This window comes from Pseudomonas veronii (genome assembly GCF_002028325.1).
GTDB lineage: Bacteria > Pseudomonadota > Gammaproteobacteria > Pseudomonadales > Pseudomonadaceae > Aquipseudomonas > Aquipseudomonas veronii.
The window spans coordinates 4,217,444-4,240,157 of record NZ_CP018420.1 but is presented as its reverse complement, the minus strand read 5'-3'; the positions used below and the strand labels follow the sequence as shown (position 1 = coordinate 4,240,157).

24 protein-coding genes are annotated in these 22,714 nt (G+C 62.3%); 12 read left to right on the top strand and 12 right to left on the bottom strand.

Going from position 1 to position 22,714, the window contains the following annotated elements:
- Positions 1 to 4: 4 nt before the first annotated feature.
- The 3 genes from PverR02_RS19125 to PverR02_RS19115 all read left to right on the top strand — a co-directional run bounded on the left by PverR02_RS19125 (position 5) and on the right by PverR02_RS19115 (position 3,000).
- Complete coding sequence (locus tag PverR02_RS19125; RefSeq protein ID WP_017846707.1) at positions 5 to 805, top strand: carbohydrate ABC transporter permease; 801 nt, start codon at positions 5 to 7, stop codon at positions 803 to 805.
- A 10-nt stretch (positions 806 to 815) separates the two neighbouring features.
- Positions 816 to 1,088, top strand: coding sequence for a DUF2160 domain-containing protein (locus PverR02_RS19120; protein ID WP_010567825.1), 273 nt, complete (start codon positions 816 to 818; stop codon positions 1,086 to 1,088).
- Between the two features lie 169 nt (positions 1,089 to 1,257).
- A complete protein-coding gene (locus PverR02_RS19115) occupies positions 1,258 to 3,000 on the top strand; it encodes an ABC transporter substrate-binding protein (protein ID WP_079444160.1) in 1,743 nt (580 codons plus the stop codon).
- Positions 3,001 to 3,120: 120 nt separating this feature from the next.
- On the opposite strand, the gene potE is transcribed toward PverR02_RS19115, so the two are convergent.
- The 3 genes from potE to PverR02_RS19100 all read right to left on the bottom strand — a co-directional run bounded on the left by potE (position 3,121) and on the right by PverR02_RS19100 (position 6,519).
- Positions 3,121 to 4,449 carry a putrescine-ornithine antiporter gene (gene potE, locus PverR02_RS19110; protein WP_079444159.1) on the bottom strand — a complete coding sequence of 443 codons (1,329 nt, stop codon included), beginning with the start codon at positions 4,447 to 4,449 and terminating at the stop codon, positions 3,121 to 3,123.
- Between the two features lie 342 nt (positions 4,450 to 4,791).
- Positions 4,792 to 5,223, bottom strand: coding sequence for a hypothetical protein (locus tag PverR02_RS19105; protein ID WP_017846703.1), 432 nt, complete (start codon positions 5,221 to 5,223; stop codon positions 4,792 to 4,794).
- Positions 5,224 to 5,370: 147 nt separating this feature from the next.
- Positions 5,371 to 6,519 carry an aldose epimerase family protein gene (locus tag PverR02_RS19100; RefSeq protein WP_079444158.1) on the bottom strand — a complete coding sequence of 383 codons (1,149 nt, stop codon included), beginning with the start codon at positions 6,517 to 6,519 and terminating at the stop codon, positions 5,371 to 5,373.
- Between the two features lie 138 nt (positions 6,520 to 6,657).
- Between PverR02_RS19100 and PverR02_RS19095 the strand changes: the two genes are divergently transcribed.
- Positions 6,658 to 7,425 carry an SDR family NAD(P)-dependent oxidoreductase gene (locus PverR02_RS19095; RefSeq protein ID WP_017846701.1) on the top strand — a complete coding sequence of 256 codons (768 nt, stop codon included), beginning with the start codon at positions 6,658 to 6,660 and terminating at the stop codon, positions 7,423 to 7,425.
- A 6-nt stretch (positions 7,426 to 7,431) separates the two neighbouring features.
- Here PverR02_RS19095 and PverR02_RS19090 read toward each other — a convergent pair whose 3' ends face one another.
- The gene (locus tag PverR02_RS19090) at positions 7,432 to 8,034 is read right to left on the bottom strand and encodes a glutathione S-transferase family protein (RefSeq protein ID WP_079444157.1); all 603 of its coding nucleotides are present in this window, start codon (positions 8,032 to 8,034) and stop codon (positions 7,432 to 7,434) included.
- A gap of 114 nt (positions 8,035 to 8,148) precedes the next feature.
- Here PverR02_RS19090 and PverR02_RS19085 point away from each other — a divergent pair, with 114 nt between their 5' ends.
- Positions 8,149 to 9,075: a LysR substrate-binding domain-containing protein gene (locus PverR02_RS19085; protein WP_017846699.1), complete on the top strand. Its 927-nt coding sequence runs from the start codon at positions 8,149 to 8,151 to the stop codon at positions 9,073 to 9,075.
- Positions 9,076 to 9,156: 81 nt separating this feature from the next.
- Positions 9,157 to 9,993 (top strand): glutathione-dependent disulfide-bond oxidoreductase, encoded by an 837-nt coding sequence (yghU, locus tag PverR02_RS19080; protein WP_046383028.1) that lies wholly within the window; start codon positions 9,157 to 9,159, stop codon positions 9,991 to 9,993.
- 12 nt (positions 9,994 to 10,005) lie between these two features.
- Here yghU and PverR02_RS19075 read toward each other — a convergent pair whose 3' ends face one another.
- Positions 10,006 to 10,878: an undecaprenyl-diphosphate phosphatase gene (locus PverR02_RS19075; protein ID WP_017846697.1), complete on the bottom strand. Its 873-nt coding sequence runs from the start codon at positions 10,876 to 10,878 to the stop codon at positions 10,006 to 10,008.
- A 180-nt stretch (positions 10,879 to 11,058) separates the two neighbouring features.
- Between PverR02_RS19075 and PverR02_RS19070 the strand changes: the two genes are divergently transcribed.
- Positions 11,059 to 11,565: a GNAT family N-acetyltransferase gene (locus tag PverR02_RS19070; RefSeq protein WP_026139989.1), complete on the top strand. Its 507-nt coding sequence runs from the start codon at positions 11,059 to 11,061 to the stop codon at positions 11,563 to 11,565.
- Here PverR02_RS19070 and PverR02_RS19065 read toward each other — a convergent pair.
- Complete coding sequence (locus PverR02_RS19065; protein WP_079444156.1) at positions 11,562 to 12,506, bottom strand: GlxA family transcriptional regulator; 945 nt, start codon at positions 12,504 to 12,506, stop codon at positions 11,562 to 11,564. The two genes, PverR02_RS19070 and PverR02_RS19065, sit on opposite strands and share 4 nt — an antisense overlap.
- A 173-nt stretch (positions 12,507 to 12,679) precedes the next feature.
- On the opposite strand from PverR02_RS19065, the gene PverR02_RS19060 reads away from it, so the two are divergent.
- The 3 genes from PverR02_RS19060 (at position 12,680) to PverR02_RS19050 (ending at position 15,195) form a co-directional block, all read left to right on the top strand.
- Positions 12,680 to 13,279 carry a TetR/AcrR family transcriptional regulator gene (locus PverR02_RS19060; protein WP_079444155.1) on the top strand — a complete coding sequence of 200 codons (600 nt, stop codon included), beginning with the start codon at positions 12,680 to 12,682 and terminating at the stop codon, positions 13,277 to 13,279.
- A gap of 26 nt (positions 13,280 to 13,305) precedes the next feature.
- Positions 13,306 to 13,983 carry a type 1 glutamine amidotransferase domain-containing protein gene (locus PverR02_RS19055; protein ID WP_057004385.1) on the top strand — a complete coding sequence of 226 codons (678 nt, stop codon included), beginning with the start codon at positions 13,306 to 13,308 and terminating at the stop codon, positions 13,981 to 13,983.
- An 87-nt stretch (positions 13,984 to 14,070) separates the two neighbouring features.
- Complete coding sequence (locus PverR02_RS19050; RefSeq protein WP_017846692.1) at positions 14,071 to 15,195, top strand: alkene reductase; 1,125 nt, start codon at positions 14,071 to 14,073, stop codon at positions 15,193 to 15,195.
- A gap of 59 nt (positions 15,196 to 15,254) precedes the next feature.
- On the opposite strand, the gene PverR02_RS19045 is transcribed toward PverR02_RS19050, so the two are convergent.
- Entirely contained in the window at positions 15,255 to 16,253 is a 999-nt protein-coding gene (locus PverR02_RS19045; RefSeq protein ID WP_079444154.1) for an NAD(P)H-quinone oxidoreductase, read from the bottom strand.
- Positions 16,250 to 17,482 (bottom strand): YbfB/YjiJ family MFS transporter, encoded by a 1,233-nt coding sequence (locus PverR02_RS19040; RefSeq protein ID WP_079444153.1) that lies wholly within the window; start codon positions 17,480 to 17,482, stop codon positions 16,250 to 16,252. Before PverR02_RS19040 ends, PverR02_RS19045 begins: the two co-directional genes overlap by 4 nt.
- 111 nt (positions 17,483 to 17,593) lie before the next feature.
- Between PverR02_RS19040 and PverR02_RS19035 the strand changes: the two genes are divergently transcribed.
- Both PverR02_RS19035 and PverR02_RS19030 read left to right on the top strand, forming a co-directional pair.
- Positions 17,594 to 18,469 (top strand): LysR family transcriptional regulator, encoded by an 876-nt coding sequence (locus PverR02_RS19035; RefSeq protein WP_017846689.1) that lies wholly within the window; start codon positions 17,594 to 17,596, stop codon positions 18,467 to 18,469.
- 77 nt (positions 18,470 to 18,546) lie between these two features.
- A complete protein-coding gene (locus tag PverR02_RS19030) occupies positions 18,547 to 18,933 on the top strand; it encodes a DoxX family protein (RefSeq protein ID WP_026139987.1) in 387 nt (128 codons plus the stop codon).
- 54 nt (positions 18,934 to 18,987) lie between these two features.
- Here the strand turns inward: PverR02_RS19030 and PverR02_RS19025 are convergent, their stop codons facing one another.
- From PverR02_RS19025 to PverR02_RS19010, 4 genes are all read right to left on the bottom strand, one after another.
- Entirely contained in the window at positions 18,988 to 19,806 is an 819-nt protein-coding gene (locus PverR02_RS19025) for an alpha/beta fold hydrolase (RefSeq protein ID WP_079444152.1), read from the bottom strand.
- 90 nt (positions 19,807 to 19,896) lie between these two features.
- A complete protein-coding gene (locus tag PverR02_RS19020) occupies positions 19,897 to 21,288 on the bottom strand; it encodes an alginate export family protein (RefSeq protein WP_079444151.1) in 1,392 nt (463 codons plus the stop codon).
- A gap of 10 nt (positions 21,289 to 21,298) precedes the next feature.
- On the bottom strand, positions 21,299 to 22,195 hold the full coding sequence (locus tag PverR02_RS19015; RefSeq protein WP_079444150.1) for a glyoxalase: 897 nt from the start codon (positions 22,193 to 22,195) through the stop codon (positions 21,299 to 21,301).
- A 111-nt stretch (positions 22,196 to 22,306) separates the two neighbouring features.
- Complete coding sequence (locus PverR02_RS19010) at positions 22,307 to 22,618, bottom strand: hypothetical protein (RefSeq protein WP_046383038.1); 312 nt, start codon at positions 22,616 to 22,618, stop codon at positions 22,307 to 22,309.
- Between the last annotated feature and the right edge of the window lie 96 nt (positions 22,619 to 22,714).

Sequence of the window (22,714 nt, the reverse complement as noted above, 5' to 3'; positions counted from 1 at the left end):
CAACATGAGCAAGCGCAAAGTCATACCGCTGCTGATCTACATCCTGTTCCTGCTGGTGCCGATCTACTGGCTGCTGAACATGTCCTTCAAAAGCAATACCGAAATCCTCGGTGGGCTGACGCTGTTTCCGCAGGATTTCACCCTGGCCAACTACAAGGTGATCTTCACTGACCCGAGTTGGTACACCGGATATCTCAACTCGCTGTACTACGTGAGCCTGAACACACTGATCTCCTTGAGCGTGGCGCTGCCGGCGGCGTATGCGTTCTCGCGCTATCGCTTCCTGGGCGACAAGCACCTGTTTTTCTGGCTGCTGACCAACCGCATGGCGCCGCCGGCGGTGTTTCTGTTGCCGTTTTTCCAGCTGTATTCGTCCATCGGCCTGTTCGACACGCATATCGCGGTGGCCCTGGCGCACTGCCTGTTCAACGTGCCATTGGCGGTGTGGATTCTCGAAGGCTTCATGTCGGGTGTGCCCAAGGAAATCGACGAAACCGCCTACATCGACGGCTACTCCTTCCCCAAGTTCTTTGTGAAGATTTTTATCCCATTGATTGGCTCCGGCATCGGCGTGACGGCGTTTTTCTGCTTCATGTTTTCCTGGGTCGAACTGCTGCTCGCACGCACCCTGACTTCGGTCAATGCCAAGCCCATCGCGGCGGTGATGACCCGCACCGTCTCGGCGTCGGGGATCGACTGGGGCGTGCTGGCGGCGGCGGGGGTGTTGACCATCCTGCCCGGCATGCTGGTGATCTGGTTTGTACGCAACCACGTGGCCAAGGGCTTTGCCCTGGGCCGGGTCTGAGGAGTCGATGATGGAATGGATGGCCTGGACCACCCCCACCGCGCTGTTCTTTGGCGGTATCGCCCTGATTCTGGCGGGCATGACCACTTGGGAATTGCGCGCGCCGAGTATCCCTCGGCGCGGGTTTCTGCCGATCAGCACCACCCGTGGTGATCGTTTGTTTATCGGTCTTCTCGGTAGCGCCTACCTGCACCTGCTGGTGATCGGCGTAACCGACTGGAGCATCTGGGTGGCGTCCGCGCTCTCCCTTGTATGGCTGTTGTGTGTGATGCGTTGGGGCTAGTGCGGATGCCTCTATTCCCTGTAGGAGCGAGCTTGCTCGCGAAATTTGTCAACGATAACGCGGCGTTTCTGGGCGTGCGCGGTGTCTGGGCGTTTTTCGCGAGCAAGCTCGCTCCTACAAGGGGTGTGTGGCGTTTGTAGTCCCTTTTGAAATCAACCAGGAGGTCTCTATGTTCGATAAAAACAATAAGCTGCGACATAGCATTTCATTGGCCGCCGTACTGGCCCTCAGTGGTTTGAGCGCCACGGCCTGGGCCGATGCGTATGAAGATGCGGCGAAAAAATGGATCGGCAGCGAGTTCAAGCCGTCGACCCTCACGGCCGACCAGCAGCTCGAGGAACTCAAGTGGTTCATCAAGGCCGCCGAACCGTTCCGTGGGATGAAGATCAACGTGGTGTCGGAAACCCTCACCACCCATGAATACGAATCCAAGGTGCTGGCCAAGGCCTTCAGTGAAATCACCGGTATCAAGCTGACCCACGACCTGCTGCAGGAAGGCGATGTGGTGGAAAAGCTGCAAACCCAGATGCAGTCCGACAAGAACATCTATGACGGCTGGGTCAACGATTCCGACCTGATCGGTACGCACTTTCGCTACGGCAAAACCGAATCCATCACTGACCTGATGGCCAACGAAGGCAAGAACTTCACCTCGCCGACCCTGGATATCAAGGACTTTATCGGTATCTCCTTCACCACCGCGCCGGACGGCAAGATCTACCAGTTACCCGACCAGCAATTCGCCAACCTGTACTGGTTCCGCGCTGACTGGTTCGAGCGGCCGGAGCTGAAAGCCAAGTTCAAGGAAAAATACGGCTACGACCTCGGCGTGCCGGTGAACTGGTCGGCCTATGAAGACATCGCCAAGTTCTTCAGCGAGGACGTCAAGCAAATCGACGGCAAGCGCATCTATGGGCACATGGACTACGGCAAGAAAGACCCATCCCTCGGCTGGCGCTTCACCGATGCCTGGTTCTCCATGGCTGGTGGCGGCGACAAGGGTTTGCCCAACGGTTTGCCGGTGGACGAGTGGGGCATTCGCGTCGAGGACTGCCACCCGGTGGGCTCCAGCGTCACCCGGGGCGGCGACACCAACGGCCCGGCCGCCGTGTTCGCCACGCAAAAATACGTGGACTGGATGAAAGCCTACGCACCGCCGGAAGCGGCGGGCATGACCTTCTCCGAATCCGGCCCGGTGCCGTCCCAGGGCAACATCGCCCAGCAGATCTTCTGGTACACCGCGTTCACGGCCGACATGACCAAGCCGGGCCTGCCGGTGGTCAACGCCGACGGCACGCCGAAATGGCGCATGGCGCCGTCGCCCGTCGGGCCTTATTGGGAAAAGGGCATGAAGAAGGGTTATCAGGACGTGGGTTCCTGGACCTTCCTCAAGTCGACGCCTGAGAAGCAGAAGCTCGCGGCCTGGCTGTACGCGCAGTTCGTCACCTCGAAAACCGTGTCGCTGAAGAAAACCATCGTCGGCCTGACGCCGATCCGTGAGTCGGACATCAATTCCCAGGCCATGACCGACCTGGCGCCGAAGCTTGGCGGCCTGGTGGAGTTCTACCGCAGCCCGGCCCGGGTCGAGTGGACCCCGACCGGCACCAACGTGCCGGACTATCCACGCCTGGCGCAATTGTGGTGGAGCAACATTGCGGCGGCGGCCAGCGGCGAGAAAACCCCGCAACAGGCGCTCGACAACCTGGCCAAGGAGCAAGACGCGATCATGACGCGCCTGGAGCGCTCCAAAGTGCAACCGGTGTGCGGTCCGAAAATGAACCCGGAACGTGACGCCCAATACTGGTTCGACCAGCCCGGCGCGCCGAAGCCGAAACTGGCCAACGAGAAACCCAAAGGCGAAACCGTGGCCTACGGCGACCTGCTCAAGCAGTGGGAGGCGGCGCGTAAATAATCAGTTCAGGCAAACGCGGTAAACACTGTAGGAGGGGGCTTGCCCCCGATAGCGGTGGTTCAGTCAATGCATGTATCGACTGGCGCAATCGGGGGCAAACCCCCTCCCACATTTTGATCTTCATCTGCCAGGGGAATCTGCCGGTTCCCCAATAAACCGCTTGGCCAGGAAGCCATACAACAGATACCCGAACGCCAGCACCAGCATCGCGCCAAACACCGCCTCTTCACCGCAGGCATAAATCGCATACAGCGAATACCCCACGGCCACCAGCACCACCAACGTATTGCGCGCCTGCACCGTTGCGTTGGCGTGTGCCTTGTACATCATCACCAGCAGGCCGGTGAGGGCGGTCACGTAGGGCAGCAGGTTGGTCACCACGGCCAGGTTCACCAGTTTGCTGAACTGCGCGCTGGCGCTGGGCGAGATGGTCGACAAGGCAATCAGGCTTTGCAGCGTGGCACACGCCAGCAGCCCCAGCACCGGCGCATTCGCGGCGCTGATGCGGCTGAAAAACCGCGGAAACAGGCGTTGGTCCGCCGACATCTTGGCCGTTTGCGCCAGGGTGAATTGCCAGCCCAGCAACGAGCCGATACAGGCCACCACCGCCAACGCCATGATCAGCTTGCCGACCCAGGGGCTGAACATCTGTGCGTAAACCAGTGCGAACGGTGCGGAGGACGCCGCCAGTTCGGCATTGGGCACGATGCCCTGGATCACCGCAGTCGACAGCACATACACCACCGCCACCCCAAGCGTGCCGAGCAGGCAGGCCAGGGGCACGGTGCGGTTGGGGTTCTCCACCGCGTCGTAGCCCTGGGCGGCCGACTCCATGCCAAGAAACGCCCACAGGGTCAGAGGAATACTCGCACTGACGGCGTCCCACAGGTGCCGTTGGTGTGGGTTCCAGGCGGCCGTGAACACCTCGGGCTTGAAATAGAACCAACCGATCACGCAGAGCCCCGCCACTGGAATGATCACGCCCCATACCGTGACCACTCCGATGCGCCCGGTGATGCGCGGGCCGCCGAAGTTGGCCACGGTGGTCAGCCAGATCAGCGCCAGGCTGCCGACGAACAACGGCCCCGGCCCGCTGCCCAGCCACGGAATGAACGACGACAAATAACCCACCGCCGAAATCGCAATCGCCACATTGGCAATGATCAGCGACAGAAAATACAGAAACGAACACAGGAAAAACCCCGACTTGCCGTGGGCCTCCTCGGTATACGCCGACATCCCGCCGCTGTGGGTACAGAACAGCCCGCACTGAGCGAAGCCGTAGGCGATCGCCATCGAACCGAGCGCAGTGACGACCCACGACAGCAGCGAAATCGCGCCCAGTTGCGCCATGCTGGCCGGCAACATGATGATCCCCGAGCCCATCATGTTGATCGCTACCAGGGTGGTCAGGCCCAACAGGCTCATCTTCTTGCTTGGTGCGGCCATCCAGAACTCCTTGTGATCAACGCAAAACCTGAGCTGTGCTTTCGCTGCGCCAACCCTGCGCGGCGGCAGTCGGGCGACATCGTCACGCGCAGGATGCCCGTCTCGGTGCGACGGTGTTCGGCTTTGGTGGTGAAGGCGCGTTATTCGATCAAGCGGCTATTCATCGTGGGCCATGCTGATCCCACTGATGAAACTTGCGCAAGGAAAAAGCCGAAATAGGCAGAATTGGCGTAGGGACAGCGGCGTCCCAGGGTAGGACGCTCGCTACTGTGCTCACTCAACGGTTCGATTTATCACCCCGACGCCTGAGCCGCACATTCAAGGGCGGCTCAAAGGGAGGGATCAGGCCATGGCCTGCGGTTGGATGCGCAGTTCGCCGTCGACATCCTTGGCCAACCCACTGGCCAGAAACAACGGGGCGAGGCGCTTGTGCAGCTGTGGCTCGACAAACTCCTTCACCGTCGGCAATGCCAGCACACCACTGAGCGGCAACTCCGCCTTGGTGTACGACAGCCACGCCTTTTTCAACATCAACAGCACATCGCTGCCGGCCGTCGAGGCAAAGCGGCGGTGGGTGGGTTTGGTGTCGAGGTTGAAGGTGTGCTGGAACTCATAGCCGGTTTCCTCCCCGCCAGCGGCAGCACAGCGCACGCAGGTGCAGGGGCCGTCGCCGAATGCGTTGCGCAGGTAGGCGTTGAAGTCCACCACGGGTTTGAGTGACAGACGCTTATCCACCTCGAACAGGTCCCCGGTCATTTTTTCGTCAGTGTTCAACGTCCAATTCCTTGCTGGTAGGCGGCTTTTCAAAGCGCGGCACAATAGCAGCCAAGCACGGTTTTGGGGACTATTTGCATCACATTAGCGCCGGACGCCGGCTTGCCGGCGACAGCGTTTTGGTCGCCGGCAAGCCCGCCGCCATCCTCAATCGGCGGAAAACTTGAAGAGGGTGCGTTGGGTGTAGGTCTGCCCGGGGTCCAAGCGTGTCGAGGCAAACGTCGGTTGGTTCGGCGCATCGGGAAAGTGCTGGGTCTCCAGTGTGAAACCGCTCCAATGCAGGTAGGTTTTGCCTGCCTTGCCCTTCACCGAGCCATCGAGGAAGTTGCTGGTATAGAACTGCACCCCAGGTTCCGTGGTGTAGAGCTGCAAACGACGGCCGGAGGCGGGGTCGTACACATCGGCGGCGAGTTGCTTGATGTCGCCCTGGGTATCCAGCGCCCAGTTGAAGTCAAACCCGCCCTGTTTCGGCTCGGCGAATTTGAGTTGCGGATGCGCGTCCTTGATGTGCTGGCCGATGGCGGTGGGCTGGAGAAAGTCCATCGGCGTGCCCTTGACCGATGCCACTTCACCGGTGGGAATCAAGGTGGCATTCACCGGCGTGTAGTGGCTGGCGTGCAAGGTCGCCACCTGCTTGAGGATGTCGCCGTTGCCCGCGCCGGCGAGGTTGAAATAGCTGTGGTTGGTGAGGTTGAGCACCGTCGGTTTGTCGGTGGTGGCCTTGTAGTCGATGTGCAATTCGTTGTTGTCGTTGAGCCGATAGGTGACTTCGGTGGTCAGGTTGCCGGGAAAGCCCATCTCGCCATCCTTGGACAGGTAGGTCAGGGTCACGCCGACCGAATCCTTGTCCTTGACGGGCTTGGCTTGCCACACGCGCTTGTCGAAGCCCTGGGCGCCGCCATGCAGCGAATTGGGACCGTCGTTGAGCGGCACCTGATAACGCTTGCCGTCGAGCTCGAACGCACCGCCGGCCAGGCGATTGCCGAAGCGGCCGATGGTCGCGCCAAAAAACGCCGTACCGCGCTGATAGCCCTGCACATCATCGAAGCCGAGCACCACGTCCTCGACCTTGCCGTGCTTGTCCGGCACTTTCAGCGCCTGCAACACGCCGCCATAGGTGATGACCGTGGCTTGCATGCCATGGCTGTTGCGCAATATGTACTGCTCGACAGCGGTGCCGTCGTTGGTTTTCCCGAAGGGTTTGTGCTCACTGGACAGACCGGCGGCCTGCGCGCCACCGCTGGCGATCAGCATGGACAAGGCGAGGCCGGACAACAGGTATCGAGGGTGCTTCATGGTCGAACTTCCTTTTGTTGTTTTGAGTGGAATAGTTCTACTAATGTGCGATATTTTGTCGGTGAGGCCGCAAATTTATAGCCTTAAACGCCGATTTCGTAAAATAAAATAAGACTAATTGATCGAGGCAACCTTGATATGAGTACTGAACAGGCCGTTTATCCCGACCTCAAGGGCAAGACCGTATTGATTTCCGGAGGCGCTTCGGGGATCGGCGAATTCATGGTGCGAGCCTTCGCCGGGCAGGGGGCCAAGGTGGCGTTCGTCGACCGCGCGCAAGGCCAGGGCGAGCGCCTGGCGGCGTTGTTGAGTGCCCAGGGGCACACCGTCGAGTTCGGTCACTGCGATATCACCGACGAGATTGCCTACAAGGCCGCGATTGCGCGCTTCGAATACGCCCTGGGGCCGATCACCGTGTTGGTGAACAATGCCGCCAACGACGTGCGTCATACCCTGGAGGAAGTTGATTCGGAGACGTTCGACAAGCTGATCGCGGTCAACCTCAAGCACGCCTTTTTTGCTGCCAAGGCTGTGGTGCCGATGATGAAACGTGCGGGTGGCGGTTCGATCATCAACCTGGGCTCCGTTGGCTGGATGATGGCCTCCGCCGGCTACCCGGTGTACGCCGCCAGCAAGGCCGCCGCCCACGGCATGACGCGGGCGCTGGCGCGTGAGCTGGGCCCGGACCGTATCCGCGTCAATACGCTGGTGCCGGGCTGGGTGATGACCGAAAAACAATTGACGATGTGGGTCGACGACGCCGCCAAGGAACTGATCAGCCGCAGCCAGTGCCTGCCTGGCAGCGTATTGCCGGAACACATCGCCAGCATGGCGCTGTTTCTCGCCTCGCAGGCGTCAGCGATGTGTTCGGCGCAGAACTTCATTGTCGATGGCGGTTGGGTGTAGCTCCGGTCACTCGATGGGGTAGCGCTTGAAGGCCGGGTGCTGCTCCAGGCGTTCGGCGTGGCGTTGCACATGGGGGAACGCATCCGCCTTGACCACCGAGGCCACGGTGAACTGGCTGAAGGACCAGGCGACCGCCACCGTCAGCGAGGCTTGGGTCAGCGCTTCGCTGTCGGCCTGGCTCAGGTGTTTGTCCAGCAGCGTATACGCGGCCAGCAATTGCCCGCTGACGCGGTCGAGCCACGGCGCATGCTGCTTCTCGGCCGGCCGCAGGTTGTGTTCATAGACGATCTGCACGCTTTTCTCACAGGCCGCCAGGGCCAGCCCGAGCAACTGCAGGTCCTTGGCGCGTGCCGCGGGGGGCTGCGCCAGCAGCTTTCTGTCAGCTGGCGCGAGGGTTTCGAGGTAATCCAGGATCAGGCTGGAGTCCATCAACACTGTCCCATCGTCCAGCACCAGGGTGGGCGCCTTGACCACGGGGTTGATCCGCGCGAATGCTTTGTAGGTGCTGAACACGGACAAGGGCTCATGCACAAAATCCACCCCGTACAGTTCCAGGGAAATGGCCACGCGGCGTACATAAGGCGAGTCCAGCATGCCGACCAGTTTCATAAAGCCTCCTTGGTAATGGGTAGTTGGCAGGATTGGTTAATTTAGGTAACTTTAAAGCGGCTGTAGGTCCTGCAATATCGATTATTTTTACCGTAAAAGGTTAGCTGAGCTTACATGAACGCATTTCCTCCCTTGACCTGCCTGCGCAGCTTCGAAGCCACCTCGCGATTGGGCAGCGTGACCTTGGCGGCCAGGGAACTGCACGTTACCCACTCAGCCATCAGCCAGCAGATCAAGGTGCTGGAGGAGCTCGTCGGTCTGGCCCTGTTCGTGCGCGAAGGTCGCGGCCTGCGGGTGAGCGAAGACGGGCGCCTGTACGCCTTGCAGATTCGCAAGGCGCTGGGAGATATCGCCGAAGCCACGCGCTTGATCCAGGCCCAACCCAAGACCGATGAACTGGTGGTCGCGGTGCTGCCCTCGTTCGGCTGCTCCTGGCTGGTCCCACGCCTGCCGACGTTCCAGGCGTTGTACCCGCATATCCGCATTCGCTTGCAAGCCAGTCTGAGCATTTCCAACCTGCATCAGGAATCGGTCGATATCGGCATCCGCATGGGCGAGGGCGATTGGGACGGCGTGGAGCAGCGGCTGTTGTTTCACGATGAAGTGATCGCCGTGGCCGCGCCTCATTTCAATCATGGGCAGTTGCCGCAGACACCACAGCAGATCGTCGACAGCCCGATCATCCATAGCACCGAGTCCTGGCTGCCATGGTGCGAGGCGGCGGGCGTCGAGATGTCCGGTGAGCGCGCCGGCTTATGCAGCAATGATTCCAACCTGATCCTGGAGGCGGTGCGCCTGGGGCAGGGCATCGCCCTGGAGCGGCGCAGCCTGGTGCAGGACGCCATCGCCCGTGGCGAACTGGTGCAGCTCGGCGATATCAGTGTGCCCTACGCGTATCCCTACTGGCTGGTCTGGCCGCCCCGCGAAGGTTCGCACACCAAGCAGCAGGCGTTTTCCCAGTGGTTGTTCAAGGAAGTGGACAGCTACCTGGGGCAATTGAAAGGCGTTACCGATAAGTGTCCACCCAGCGCTCAAGGATGAAGGCTGGGTTGTGACGCAACCCCAACCTTTGGTTTAGTCTGGGTCGATTCGTTGACCTCAAGCACATCAGGAGTCGTGAGCATGACCGAATACGTACCCCCCAAGGTCTGGACCTGGGACACCGAAAGTGGCGGCACGTTCGCCAGTATCAACCGGCCCATCGCCGGGGCGACTCACGACAAGGTACTGCCGGTCGGCAAGCACCCGCTGCAGCTGTACTCGCTGGCCACGCCCAATGGGCAGAAAGTCACGATCCTGCTCGAAGAGCTGCTGGCCCTCGGGCATACCGGCGCGGAATACGACGCCTGGCTGATCAAGATCGGCGACGGCGACCAGTTCGGCAGCGGCTTTGTCGCGGTGAACCCGAACTCGAAAATCCCCGCCTTGCTCGACCGCAGCGGCGCCACGCCGATTCGCGTGTTCGAGTCCGGTGCGATCCTGCAGTACCTGGCGGAGAAATTCGGGGCGTTCTTCCCGACCGAACCTGCGGCCCGCGCCGAGTGCCTGTCGTGGCTGTTCTGGCAGATGGGCAGCGCGCCGTACCTGGGCGGTGGTTTCGGGCATTTCTACGCCTATGCGCCGAGCAAGATGGAGTACCCGATCAACCGCTTTGCCATGGAAACCAAGCGCCAACTGGATGTGCTCGACAAGCGCCTGGCCGTGAGCGAGTACATTGCCGGTGACGACTACACCATCGCCGACATCGCCATCTGGCCCTGGTACGGCGGCCTGGTCAAAGGCCGCCTGTATGACGCGGCGCAGTTCCTTTCGGTGCAGGATTACAAACATGTGCTGCGCTGGGCCGATGCGATCGAGGCGCGCCCGGCGGTGCAGCGTGGACGACGGGTCAACCGGGTGTCCGGGCCGCTCGAAGAGCAACTGCCGGAGCGGCACGATGCGCGCGATTTCGAGCGCTGAGGTCGATGAGGCTCAGCTCAACAACCCGGTGCTGACCGCCACGATCAAGAAGATCCCCAGCAGCGCACGGTAGATCACGAACGGCCAGGTGGAGAACCGCTCCAGGAACTTCATCAGGCCCCAGATCGCGAAGAACGCCGAGACGCTGGCGACTACCAGGCCAAACAGCAAGTGCGGCCAGGCATGCACCGGCATATCGGCGTGCAGCAGCACCCACAGCTCCTTCAAGCCGGCGAGGGCGATCGCCGGCAGGCCCAGCAGGAAGGAGAAACGCGCAGCCTCTTCACGCTTGAAATTGAGGAACAGCGCGGCGGTCAGTGTGGAACCGGAACGCGAGACCCCGGGAATCAAGGCGCCAATCTGTGCGATACCGACGATCAACGCATCGCGCAGGCGCATTTCGCTCACCTCCCGCGTATGCCGCGCACGCAGTTCGGCCGCCGCCAGCAACACTGCCATCACCACGCAGGCAATGCCGATCACCATCAACCCGCGCAGCGGCGAGTTACAGGCATTCAAGGTCGACGACAACGCCAGGCCGGCAATGCAGATCGGAATGGTCGCCAGCACAATCGCCACCGCCAGCTTGAACCACTGATTGTTGTAGTCACCCTGGCGCACCGCGCCAATGCTGCCGGTGACCACCTGGCGCACATCGCGCCAGAAGTAACTGACCACCGCCGCCAGCGCCGCCAGTTGCATCGCCGCCGAAAACGCCGAGCCCGGGTCTTGCCAGCCGAGCAGGGCGGGTACCACACGCATATGGGCGGTGGACGACACCGGCAACAACTCGGTAATGCCCTGGATCACGCCCAGGATGAAAATCTGCAGGTAATCCAGGGAGGCGAAGCCCACATCCAGGCCGGCGGAACAGACGTTGGTCAAAGTACATGTCCTTGAGAAAAAAAGAGGCAGCCGGCGAAGTTTATTCGAAATGTTTCGAAGGTTCGGGCGAGGTGGCAGCTATCTGCAATCGATTCAGCAAGTAGAAAGGTTCATGCCGCTATTGGACTGGGGCAGCGTTTTGTGAACAATGGCGCCCTGCGTTTTTTCACCGAGAGCCTCATGCCTGAAACCACCGTCGAATTGATCCAGACCGGCCCGGAAGCGTCCGAGCTGATCCGCAATCTGTACCAGTACTACGCCTATGAATCCTCGGACTGGGAGCAGGAAGATGTCGAGGCGGACGGCCGTTTCTACATCCATGACGAACACCTGAACCGCTATTGGCACGACCCGCAGTGGAGCGCCAACCTGCTGCTGGTCGACGGTTATATCGCTGGCTTCCTGCTGATCGAAGGCAGTGAATTGCCGGGCATCGATGCCCTGGAACTGGCCGACCTGTTCATCCTCAAGCGCTATCGGCGCAAGGGCATCGGCAGCGCGATCGCCACCCAGGTGCTATGCAGCGGCGCGGCCAACTGGCTGGTGCGTTTCTATGACCAGGATGAAGTGTCCCAGGCGTTCTGGCGCACCGTGCTGGATAACCTGCCACGCCCGGTGCAGACCCTCGAACTGGACGATGATCCGCAACTGACCAGTTACCTGATCACGCGGGCGTCGTTGCACTAAACGCTGCGCTCGCTGAAAAAAGCCTGCTGCATGGCCTGGGGCGGCTGCCCGAAGGCACGCAGAAACGCCTGGCGCATGCGCTCGCGGTCGCCGAAGCCGGTTTCGCGGGCGACCACCTCGACCGGGTGGCGGCTGGTTTCCATCATCGCCCGCGCCGCTTCCACCCGCAGGGATTCGATGGCCTTGGCCGGTGTCTGCCCGGTTTCTTCGCGAAACACCCGGCTGAACTGGCGCGGGCTGAGCCGGGCGACATCGGCCAGGGCTTCCACCGACAGGTCGTGGGTCAGGTTCTCGCGGGCATAGGCCAGGGCCAGTTGGATGCGGTCGGACTTGGGGTCCAATTCCAGCAACGCCGACAACTGCGACTGTTCGCTGCCCCGGCGCTGGGCAATCACCAGCTTGCGCGCGATACGCCGGGCGAGGTCGCTGCCCAGGTCGTTCTCCACCATTGCCAGCGCCAGGTCGACCCCGGCGCTCATGCCGGCGCCGGTCCAGATCTGGCCGTCGACGATGAACAGTTTGTCTTCTTCCAACTGAATATCCGGGTAGCGCTTGCGAAACGCCGGAGCGTGAATCCAGTGAGTGGTGGTGCGCTTGCCCGCCAATAACCCGGCCTCGGCCAGCACGAAGATGCCCATGCACAGCGAGGCGACACGCCGCGATTGAGCGGACGCGGCCTTGACCAGCGCCAGCAGGTTGGCCTCCGGCAGGCGAAATTCCAGGTGGCCGCTGACGATCAGGGTGTCATAGCCCTGCGGCCGGATCGGCGTGGTGTTCACCGAGAACCCCTGGGACGTCATCACCGCGCCGCCGCTTTCCGACACCAGGTGAAACTCGTAGGCCGGCTCGCCGCGCAGCAGGTTCGCGCACTCGAACACCGAGCCCAGGCTGAGGCTCAGGGACTGGAAGTTCGGGTAAACCATCAGCGCAACGCTATGCATCGCCATACTCCAACGCGGGCGGGAGGGGCGATTGTCGGCGCGTGCCGGGAAAACGGCAACCGGGTTCGGCGCATGTCCGCAATCCTTGCGGATATGACATTGTGGGCGCCCGGCCCGGCTCCTAACATTCACCCCATGCACTAGACGACTGGTCTAATCGGACGGAGTGAAGCATGCACAGCGCCAGCAAACGTCCACGGCAGACCATTCTCGACGCGGCGCAATCGATTGTCGGCGCCAAAGGGTTTTCTGCGGTGGGGTTGAACGAAATCCTGCAAGCCGCCGATGTGCCCAAAGGTTCGTTCTATCACTACTTCCACTCCAAAGATGCATTCGGTGTGGTATTGCTCGACCACTACTTCGATCACTACGTAGAGGGCATGACGCAACTGTTCGAGCAGCCCGGGTTGTCCCCGCGCGCCAAGTTGATGCGCTATTGGCAAGGCTGGATCGACAACCAGACCGGCTGCACCGACGCGGGCAAATGCCTTGCCGTCAAACTCGGTGCGGAAGTGTCAGACCTTTCAGAACCCATGCGCTTGGCCCTGGATCGCGGCACGTCGAGGACCATCGCCTTGCTTGCCGGCGCGATCGGGTGCGGCGTCGAAGACGGTTCGCTGACAGTGGCGCAAGCCCCGCAAAGCCTGGCCCGGAGCCTGTATGCGTTGTGGCTGGGGAGCAGCGTCATGAGCAAGATCACCCGTACATCCGCGCCGTTTGATCAGGCGCTGCTGCTGACCCGACAGCTGTTGGGTTGCCCTGACACACACTGACCTTAACCCTATCGAGGCACTGGAACATGAAAGTATTAATGGTACTGACCTCTCACGACCAGCTGGGCGATACCGGGCGCAAGACCGGTTTCTGGCTCGAAGAATTTGCCGCACCGTACTACGTGTTCAAGGACGCCGGCGCGGATGTGGTGCTGGCGTCCCCGGCCGGCGGCCAGCCGCCACTGGACCCGGCGAGCGATCAAGCGGATGCGCAGACCGAACAGACCCGCCGCTTTGCCGCCGACCCGGCCGCGCAGCAGGCCCTGGCCAACACCGTCAAGCTGGACACGATCAACACCGCCGACTTCGACACCGTGTTCTATCCAGGTGGCCACGGCCCACTGTGGGACCTGGCGGAGTCGCCGGTGTCCATCGCCCTGATCGAGGCGTTCGAGCGGGCCGGCAAGCCCATCGGTTTTGTCTGCCACGCACCGGGTGCCTTGCGCCACGTCAAGGCGGTCAATGGTGAGCCGCTGGTCAAGGGCCGTCGCGTCACTGGCTTTTCCAACGCGGAAGAAGCCGCGGTCGGCCTGACCGATGTGGTGCCGTTCCTGATCGAAAACGATTTCAAGGCACTGGGCGGCAAGTATGAGAAGGGCGCCGATTGGCAATCCTTTGTGCTTGAAGACGGTTTGCTGGTCACCGGGCAGAACCCTGCCAGTTCCAGCGCTGTTGCCAAGGCCCTGCTGAAGCTCACCGCATAAGTTAATCAACGGTTTTAAACCTGCATGGATTGGCGGCTCTCAAGAGCCGCCAACGGTTTCGCTCGTCCTGAATTTGGAATCTTTCAAATGACCCACAGTGTTTTAAGTACCCCGATAAAACTCGGGCATCACACCTTGGCCAACCGCGTCGTCCTGCCACCGCTGACGCGTCAACGCAGCGCGCAACCCGGCGATGTCGCCACCGAGCTGATGGCCGAGTATTACCGTCAACGCGCCTCGGCCGGTTTCATGGTCAGCGAGGGCACCCAGATCGAGCCGCGTGGCCAGGGTTACGCCTGGACGCCGGGCATCTACACCCCGGCGCAGATCGACGGTTGGCGCACCGTCACCGACGCGGTGCATGCCGAAGGCGGGGTGATCTTCGCCCAGCTCTGGCATGTGGGCCGGGTGTCCCACAATGCGTTGCAGCCTGACGGCGCCGCGCCCGTCGCACCGTCCGCGCTCCAGGCCGAACAGGCGAAGGCGTTCATCGCCACCGGGCCTGGCCAGGGTGAACTGGTCCAACCGCCCGTGCCCCGTGCCTTGACCACCCTTGAGGTCAAGGCATTGGTCGGGCACTACGCACAGGCGGCACGCAATGCGTTGGACGCCGGGTTTGACGGGGTGGAGATCCATGCGGCCAACGGTTACCTGGTCAACCAGTTCATCTCGGCCCACGCCAACCAGCGCGACGACGAGTACGGTGGTTCGCTGCACAACCGTCTGCGTTTTTTGCGGGAGATTGTCGAGGCTGTGAGCCAGGTGGTCGGCCCGCAACGCCTGGGCGTGCGCTTTTCGCCGTTGTTCAGCGGCACCGATCAGGACCGCGTGTACATCGGCCTGGTGGAAGACGACCCGCACCACACCTACCTGGAAGCGATCAAGGTGCTGCAAGCGGCGGGCATCGCCTATGTCTCGATTGCCGAAGCCGACTGGGACAACGCTCCCGACCTGCCCGACACGTTCCGTCAGGCCGTGCGTGACACCTTCACCGGGCGGATTATCTACGCCGGGCGTTACACCGCCGAGCGCGGTGCGCGGTTGGTCGACGCGGGGTTGGCCGACCTGATTGCGTTCGGGCGGCCCTTCATTGCCAACCCGGACTTACCGCAACGGCTCTTCAATGGCTGGCCGTTGAATCCGCTGCGGGCGGAGGGGATGTATGGTGGCAATGAAGTGGGCTATATCGATTACCCGGTGCATGCCCAATAGGTCATTTCTCGTGCGAGCTGTCGGGCCCTGCCAAGGCCCGACAGTGACTGCATCAGGCGTCACGCCACCTGCAACACAATCTTGCCGATATGATCCCCACCTTCCATCCGGGCATGGGCCTGGGCGGCGTCGGTGTAGGCGTAGACCTTGTCGATGATCGGCAGGCAACGCCCGGCGGCCAGCATAGGCCATACCTGTTCGCGCAGCTGTTCGGCGATCACGGCCTTTTCCTCGCGGGTGCGGGGGCGCAACAGTGAACCGGTTATCACCGCGCGTTTGCCGAGGATGGTCAGCAGGTCGACGTCATGCGCCTTGCCGCCGCCGAGAAAGCCGAGCATGACCAGGTGACCGTCCATGGCCAGGGCCTTGAGGTTATTGTTCAGGTACGAGGCCCCCATGATGTCGAGGATTACATCAACCCCCTGATCGGCGGTCTTCTGCGCGATGACGTCGGCGAAGTCCTGCTCGCGGTAGTTGATCGGTTCGGCGCCCAGCTTGGCGATGGCGGCGCATTTGTCGGCGCTGCCGGCGGTGGCGAAGGCCTCGATACCGAATTCGCGGCAGAGCATCAGCGCGGTGGTGCCGATGCCACTGGTGCCGCCGTGGATCAACACGCGCTGGCCTTTATGCGCGCCGGCGAGGCCGAACAGGTTGGACCATACCGTGAAGAACGTTTCCGGCACGGCGGCGGCTTGAATCCAGTCCATGCCCTCGGGGATCGGCAACGCCTGGCTGGCGGGCACCGCGCAAAACTGCGCATAGCCGCCGCCATTGGTCAGGGCGCACACCTTGTCGCCAATGGCGTATGCGCTGACGCCGTCGCCGAGCGCCACCACTTCACCGGCCACTTCCAGCCCCGGAATCAGGCTCATGCCGGGTTTCAGCGGGTATTTACCGGCGCGTTGCAAGGCGTCCGGGCGATTGACCCCGGCCGCCTGCACACGGATCAGGATCTCGCCGGGGCCCGCCACCGGTATGGCGACCCGCCGCGGTTGCAGGACGTCGGGGCCGCCGGGCTGGGTGATTTCGATCAGGGTCATTTCGTGCGGGAGCGTCATTCGAGAGTTCCTGTGGCGATGAGCGTATGGGTTGGGACCGCCTCTGACGGGCGGCGGTTCAGCAGGATCATGCCCAGTTCCAGCAGCAGCGCGACCACGATGGCCCCGGCCGCGATCATGAACAACAGGGCATGCTGGCCGCCGCTGCCGTTGAACAGCGCCGAGTAGGCAAAGCCTGCCAGCGCCTGGAAAGTGGCGAAAGATACCGTAGCGCGGCTCCAGGCGAGCTGTTGATGGTGATGGTTGGGCACCAGCTCATGAACCCGCGCCAATGCCAGCGGCACGATACCCGGCGGGAACGAACCGAGGATCACCGCCAGCAGCGCCAACGCGGTGAACGAACTGGAGACCGGCAGCAGGCCGATCGTAATCGCCTGCACCGCCAGCACCAGGCGGATGCTCAGGCGCGCACCGAGCTTGTCGGCGAGAAATCCATACGTGACCGGGCCGACAATCGCCCCCAGGCCGTACATTACCCAGATCATCGCCCCGACGTGCGGCCCGGCCCCCAGGCCACGGGCGACGTAGTCCACCAGGAACACCATGGCCGGCACCAGCCCGGCGGCCATGAACGCGTATTGCCCAAACAGCAGGTATACGCCCGGCGGGGTCGCGACGGATGCGTTGGCTTGCGGTGCCGCTTCATGCAGGGTGCCCGAAGGCCAGCCGAACCAGCTCGCTGCCGTCAATACCAGCGCCAACAGGCCCAGGCCGAACCACGTCTGTTGCAAACCCAGGCTCAACAACGGCGGCACAATCGTCCCGGAGCCTGCAATGCCCAGGCCGATGCCGAGGAAGATCGCGCCGCTGGCCAGGCCCCGACGCGCCGCGGGTACGTGGGGCAACACCGTCGCCGCCACCAGCACCATGATCGCGCCCCCGGCGATGCCCGACAGCAGGCGCCAGGCGAAGAACCAGAGCAACGACAAGGGAAAGCCACAGGCAAAGAACGCCAGGGTCACGGCCACCATCATCAGTCGCAAGGCGGCCGTGTTCGAGGTGCGTCGGGCGAGGGGCCGTCCGATCAGGGCGCCGACCAGGTAGCCCACCAGGTTGGCGGCGCCGAGGTACACCACGTCACTGGCGGCAAACCAGTGAGCCTGGATCAGCGAGGGGATCAGCGGGGTATAGGCGAAGCGCGCCAGGCCGATGCTGACCAGGCTGGCGCACAGGCCGGCGAAGATCGGTAACCACAGTGCGCGGCGGGGCGGGGTGTGAGTGTCGGGCATGACGGCGGTCCTGAGGGTTTTCTCTGGCGCTCAGCATAGCCCCGTTGCATGATGCAATAACGCTGCGAGTATGCGGCACATCGATGCATATATGCAGCATAAGGAGAGGGCATGAATTGGGACGATGCACGGGTCTTCCTGGCGGTGTGCCGCGAGTCGACCTTACGTGGCGCGGCGCGGGTGCTGGGGGTTGACCAGGCCACCGTCGGCCGACGGATCAACGCGCTGGAAAAGTCCTTGAGCGCCACTCTGTTCCTGCGCACCTCCGAAGGCTACGCGCTGACCGCCGTCGGCGAAGCCGCCCTGCGCAGCGTGGAAAAAATGGAGCGCTCGGCCCTCGAGCTGGAGCGCCAGATACAAGGCTTGGACGAACGCCTGACCGGCACCGTGCGGGTCAGTACCACCGACTCGTTGGCCATCGATTTCCTGATCCCGGCGATTGCCCGCTTGCACGAGCAGCACCCCGACGTGCGCGTGCATCTGGACGCGTCCACCCAGTTTCTCAGCCTGGCCAAGCGCGAAACCGACATCGCCGTGCGTAACATGCGCCCGGATAGCCCTGACCTGATCGCGCGGCGTATCGCACGTTGGCCGGTTGGGTTGTTTGCCTCCCAGGCTTATATCGACCGCCACGGCGCACCGGAGCCCGGCAGCCTGTTCGAAGGCCATGATCTGGTGGTGTACCACGCCTATCTGCAGAGCCAGAAGGACATGACCCTGGTCTGCGAACCCCTGGGCCGCGGCCGCATCGCGGCGACCCTGAGCTCCGGCCTGCTGGTGCGCCGTTCCATTGCCGCCGGCATCGGTATCGGTGAGATGCCGGTGTGTACCGGCGAACGCGACGGGCTGGTGCGTCTCTGGCCGGAGCGCACTCGGCCGATGCCTTACGACGTCTGGCTGGTGACCCACGCCGACCTGCGCCACACCGCGCGGGTGCGGGTGGTGATCGATGAAATCGTCGCGGGGTTTGCCGGCACCGGGGAGTGAGGTCAGCACACGCTTGCAAGCTCGCCGGTGTCTTTGCGCACACAATCGGCGGCAGTCATCTCACGGACAGCTCGCTTATGAACGAATCAAGAAATCAGGATGTGGGTCTGCTGTTTCTGCGGGTCAGCGGCGCGCTGTTCCTGTGTTGGGTGCATGGCATGCCCAAACTGCTCAATTACAGCGAGCAATTGAAACTGATCGAAGACCCGTTTCACCTCGGCGCCCACGTCACGTTGCTGCTGGCGATTGGCGCCGAAGTGCTGTGCCCGCTGTTGATCATCGCCGGGGTGCTGGTGCGCCTGGCCTGCCTGCCGATCCTCGCGGTGCTGTTGATCGCGATGCTGGTGGTGCACCCGGAGTGGACGTTGCTGGAAGGGCAGTTCGGCTGGCTGCTGTTGATCATTTTCACCAGCGTGCTGATCGCCGGGCCGGGTCGCTTCACCCTCGGTCAGCGTTTTGCCTGAGCAAAAAAAGGCCGGGCAAGCCCGGCCAAATAAGGAGAGCGGGATCTAAGCGGTTCAGCGGTTCAGGAACGCCAGCAGGTCTTCGTTCAATGCCTGGGCGTGGGTCACTGCAAACCCGTGCGGCGCGTCTTTGTAGACCTTCAGCTCGGCACCCTTGATCATCTCGGCCGCTACCTTGCCGGTGGTTTCGAACGGTACGATCTGGTCGCCATCGCCGTGGATCACCAGGGTCGGCACGTCGATCTTGGCCATGTCCGGGCGGAAATCGGTCTCGGAGAAGGCGGTGACGCAATCCACGGTCGACTTGAGCGATGCCAGCAGGGCGATCTGCAGGGTTTGCGTCAGTACGCCGTCGGAGACTTTCTGGCCTTTGTTGATGCCGAAGAACGGCAGGTTGAAATCAGCAATGAACTGCGCCCGATCCTTCAGCAGGCCGGCCTTGATACCGTCGAACACATCGGTGGGCACACCCTGCGGGTAGTCCGGTTTCTGACCGAACAGCGGCGTCACCGCGCCCAGCAGCACCAGGCCGGCGACACGGGCACTGCCGTGGCGGGCGATGTAGCGCGCGACGTCGCCGCCACCCATGGAAAAGCCGACCAGGGTCACGTTCTTGAGGTCCAGGTGTTCGATCAGTTGGGCGATATCGTCGGCAAAGGTGTTGTAGTCGTTACCGCTCCACGGCTGATCCGAGCGCCCGAAACCCCGGCGGTCAAACGCGATGGTGCGAAAGCCGCGGCTGCTCAGGTATTCCATCTGGTATTCCCACATGTCGGCGTCCAGCGGCCAGCCATGGCTGAACAACACGGGTTTACCGCTGCCCCAGTCCTTGAAGTAGATCTGGGTACCGTCTTTGGTAACGAATGTGCTCATGGAAAACTCCTTGGTTGAGGAACGAAAAACATCAGGATCACTATTGCCCCAAACCGGGCAACGGGCTTGTATGGGTGTGCTTGCTTGGGTTCACCAACTGAACTTGAGCTCTACCCCCAAATAATTACTGTCGTCGCCTCCGGCATCGCGCAAGGTCCGGCCGACTGCGTAATGCACCGCTTCAACCGCGCCGCTGAGGTTTGGCGTAAACACATAGTCGGTACGCAGTTGAGCGTAAGCGCCGGTCCAGCGATCACCCTGGCCTGCGGTGCCGGCGACCGGCAAGTTCGGCTGGGTGTAGACCGCGTCGCTGGTGGTCTGCCGCCAGAGCAGGCCGACGGCGGTCTGCACGCTCAGCTTGTCGACAGGCTGAACGGTGATCGAGGGCTTGACGTGAATCAGGTTGCTGTAGCCCGTATAGCCCGCCAGGGAAAAATAGTAGCCGTTGGGAAACAGCGGGTTGAAAGTGCCGAGGGTGCCGTCGCCGGCTTTACGGTCGCCCGAGGCAATATCCAATTGCAGGCCGATGCGCGGTTTCCACGCCAGGCTATCGAAGGTGTATCCGGTGCGGCTGCCGCCGGCCCAGGCGCGAATGTCCTTGTGGCCTACCGAGCCGCTTTGCAGCATGGCTTCGATGTCCCAGTCGAAACCCTGGGCCGCCCCGCCCAGGCGTGCGTCGACGAAATGCCGGGTTTCATCGCCGTCCGCATCCAGATAGTGCGCGGCGCTGCGCTCATACACGCCGTAGTAGGCTGACAGTTCATTCTTGCCGCCTACCAGTCGCTCGACCCGCAGCAGATGAAAGCGCGCATCGCTGTTGGATGTGTCGTCGAAGTGCCGCCCGTCCTGATACTGCACCGGCTGGCTGGCGATGCCGATAAAGCGCCACTGACGGGTCTCCCAGTCGGCCCACAGCGCATCAAAGGATTGCCGCACATTCGGGCCGTCCCGCGACGAGATGAAACGCTGCAAGTCAAAGGCAAAGTCCTGGCGGCCGATACGGCTCTTGAAGGTGCCGGCGTCGAAGGTGTTGATGTATTCGGCGAAGGCCAGGCGCAGGTCCACGCGGTTCTGATCGGCGCCGCCGATCGTGGTCTTGTCGTAGGCCCGCACATCTTCGAGTTGGGTGAACACACGCCAGTTTTCATTCAAGTGCAGGTCGGCATGGACCTGGAAGCGTTGGAGCAAGTAGCTATCACGGGCCACATTGTGTACGCCAAAACCGCTGGCATCGTTCATCTCGAAGCGCTCGCGCAATGTTGCGCCGAGGGACAGGTAGGTGAATGGGTTGGCGCTGGACAGCGGGAGGTACTTCAAGCTGTCCAGTGGCTGCGTGCGCAGCGCCGGATCGCTGAGTACGGACCAGTCTTCCTGCCAGCGGTTGGTCTTGATCGCCGGTCGTGTGGCCAACTCGTCTGCATGGCCACTGCTGGCGAGCAGCGGCCACAGCACAGCCAGGCCCCAGCCGGTGCGTCGAGTCATTGGCATGGGCTCAGTGCACCGTATTGAGCTGGTGAATTTCCGCGATATAGCCGCCCGGGAATTCAACCAGCGCGCTGCGCCGGTTTTTACTGGTGAAGGCCGGCACCAGCACTTTGGCACCCGAGCCGGTGGCTTTACCGAGCGTGGCGGTCAGGTCCGTCACTTGGTAGCCGGTGGTTTCATGCCCAAACGGGTAGGGCAGTTGGCCGTTAGTGACCAGCACCGTCATGCGTCCGAACGGCGATTCGATCTCGACGCGCCGGTAGGTGCCGCTGACCTGGCCCACATCGACCGCGGATGCGTGCTTGTCATCGGCCAGCACCTTGCCATGGGAGAAGCCCAGGAACGACCGGATGAACGTGTCGGCGCGATCGGCGGAGAGGTAAACGCGGTTTTCCGGTAGGGTCTGGAACGCCGCGTAGTCTGGGGTCTTGGTGTGCCAGTAGAGCTGCATGTTCACACCACCTGGCCATTGGATCACCGCGTCCCGGCCAATCGGGTCGGGAAAGTCGCTGACGATCACCGCCGCACCGTTGTCCCGGGCGGCTTTGAGCGCTGCGTCCATGTCCTTGACCAGATAGCCGTTGCGTTCCTGGCCGAACGGATGCGGGATGGGGGTGGTGAAGCCAAACAGCGACACCGTGCCTACAGGCGTCTGCAGCAACTGCGAGGTGGTGCTGCTGGGCACCGGCAGCACATTCACCACCACCTGGGGCGTGCTCCTGCCGCCGAAAGTGGCGAGGAAGCTCTGGGTGAAACGGTCCACATCGGCCGGGGCGACGTACACATGGCTAGTGTCATATTGCGGTGCCACGGCGACCGCTGGCGTCGCCGCAAAGGCGCAGTTCATCATCGCGCCGGTCAACAGCGTCAATGCCAGCGATACCGTTCTCACTTTTTTGTACATGCCTACTCTCCCGCCTTTTTGGAAAGTCAGGAGATTAGGGGGTAGGGCAGCCAAGCGAATTGTATGGGCGTGCTCGGTTGAGCGGTTCAGCCTTGATGGCCTGTCAGAGGTTCAAGGCCGTTGCGGTTTGACCGACGTCCCGAACGTATTGCCCATGCGAATGCTGGTCGCCGCCGGGGTGGACAGTCCCACCTGATTCGGCGGCCGCTTCTGCACCGGTACGTTCTGCGCCTCGCGGTTTTTCTGCGCCGCCTTGGCCGCGTCCGCGTTGTTGCCCATCTGCTGGCCCAGGCAGCCATAGTCGGGAGCCTTATAGCCATCCACCGTCACCTCGGTGCAGCCTTTGGCGGCGGTTTCGGCGTGGGCGAGCAGGGGCAGCGCGGTACACAGCAACAAGCTGGCGAGGGTGGGGAGTCGCTTCATGGGGCCTCCTGGCGGGCCTGGGGAATTGGGCCGATAAGGCTTGAAAGTGTAGTGCAGCGGGTTTCCCATCACCGTGATGTTTTTTTTGCTATCACC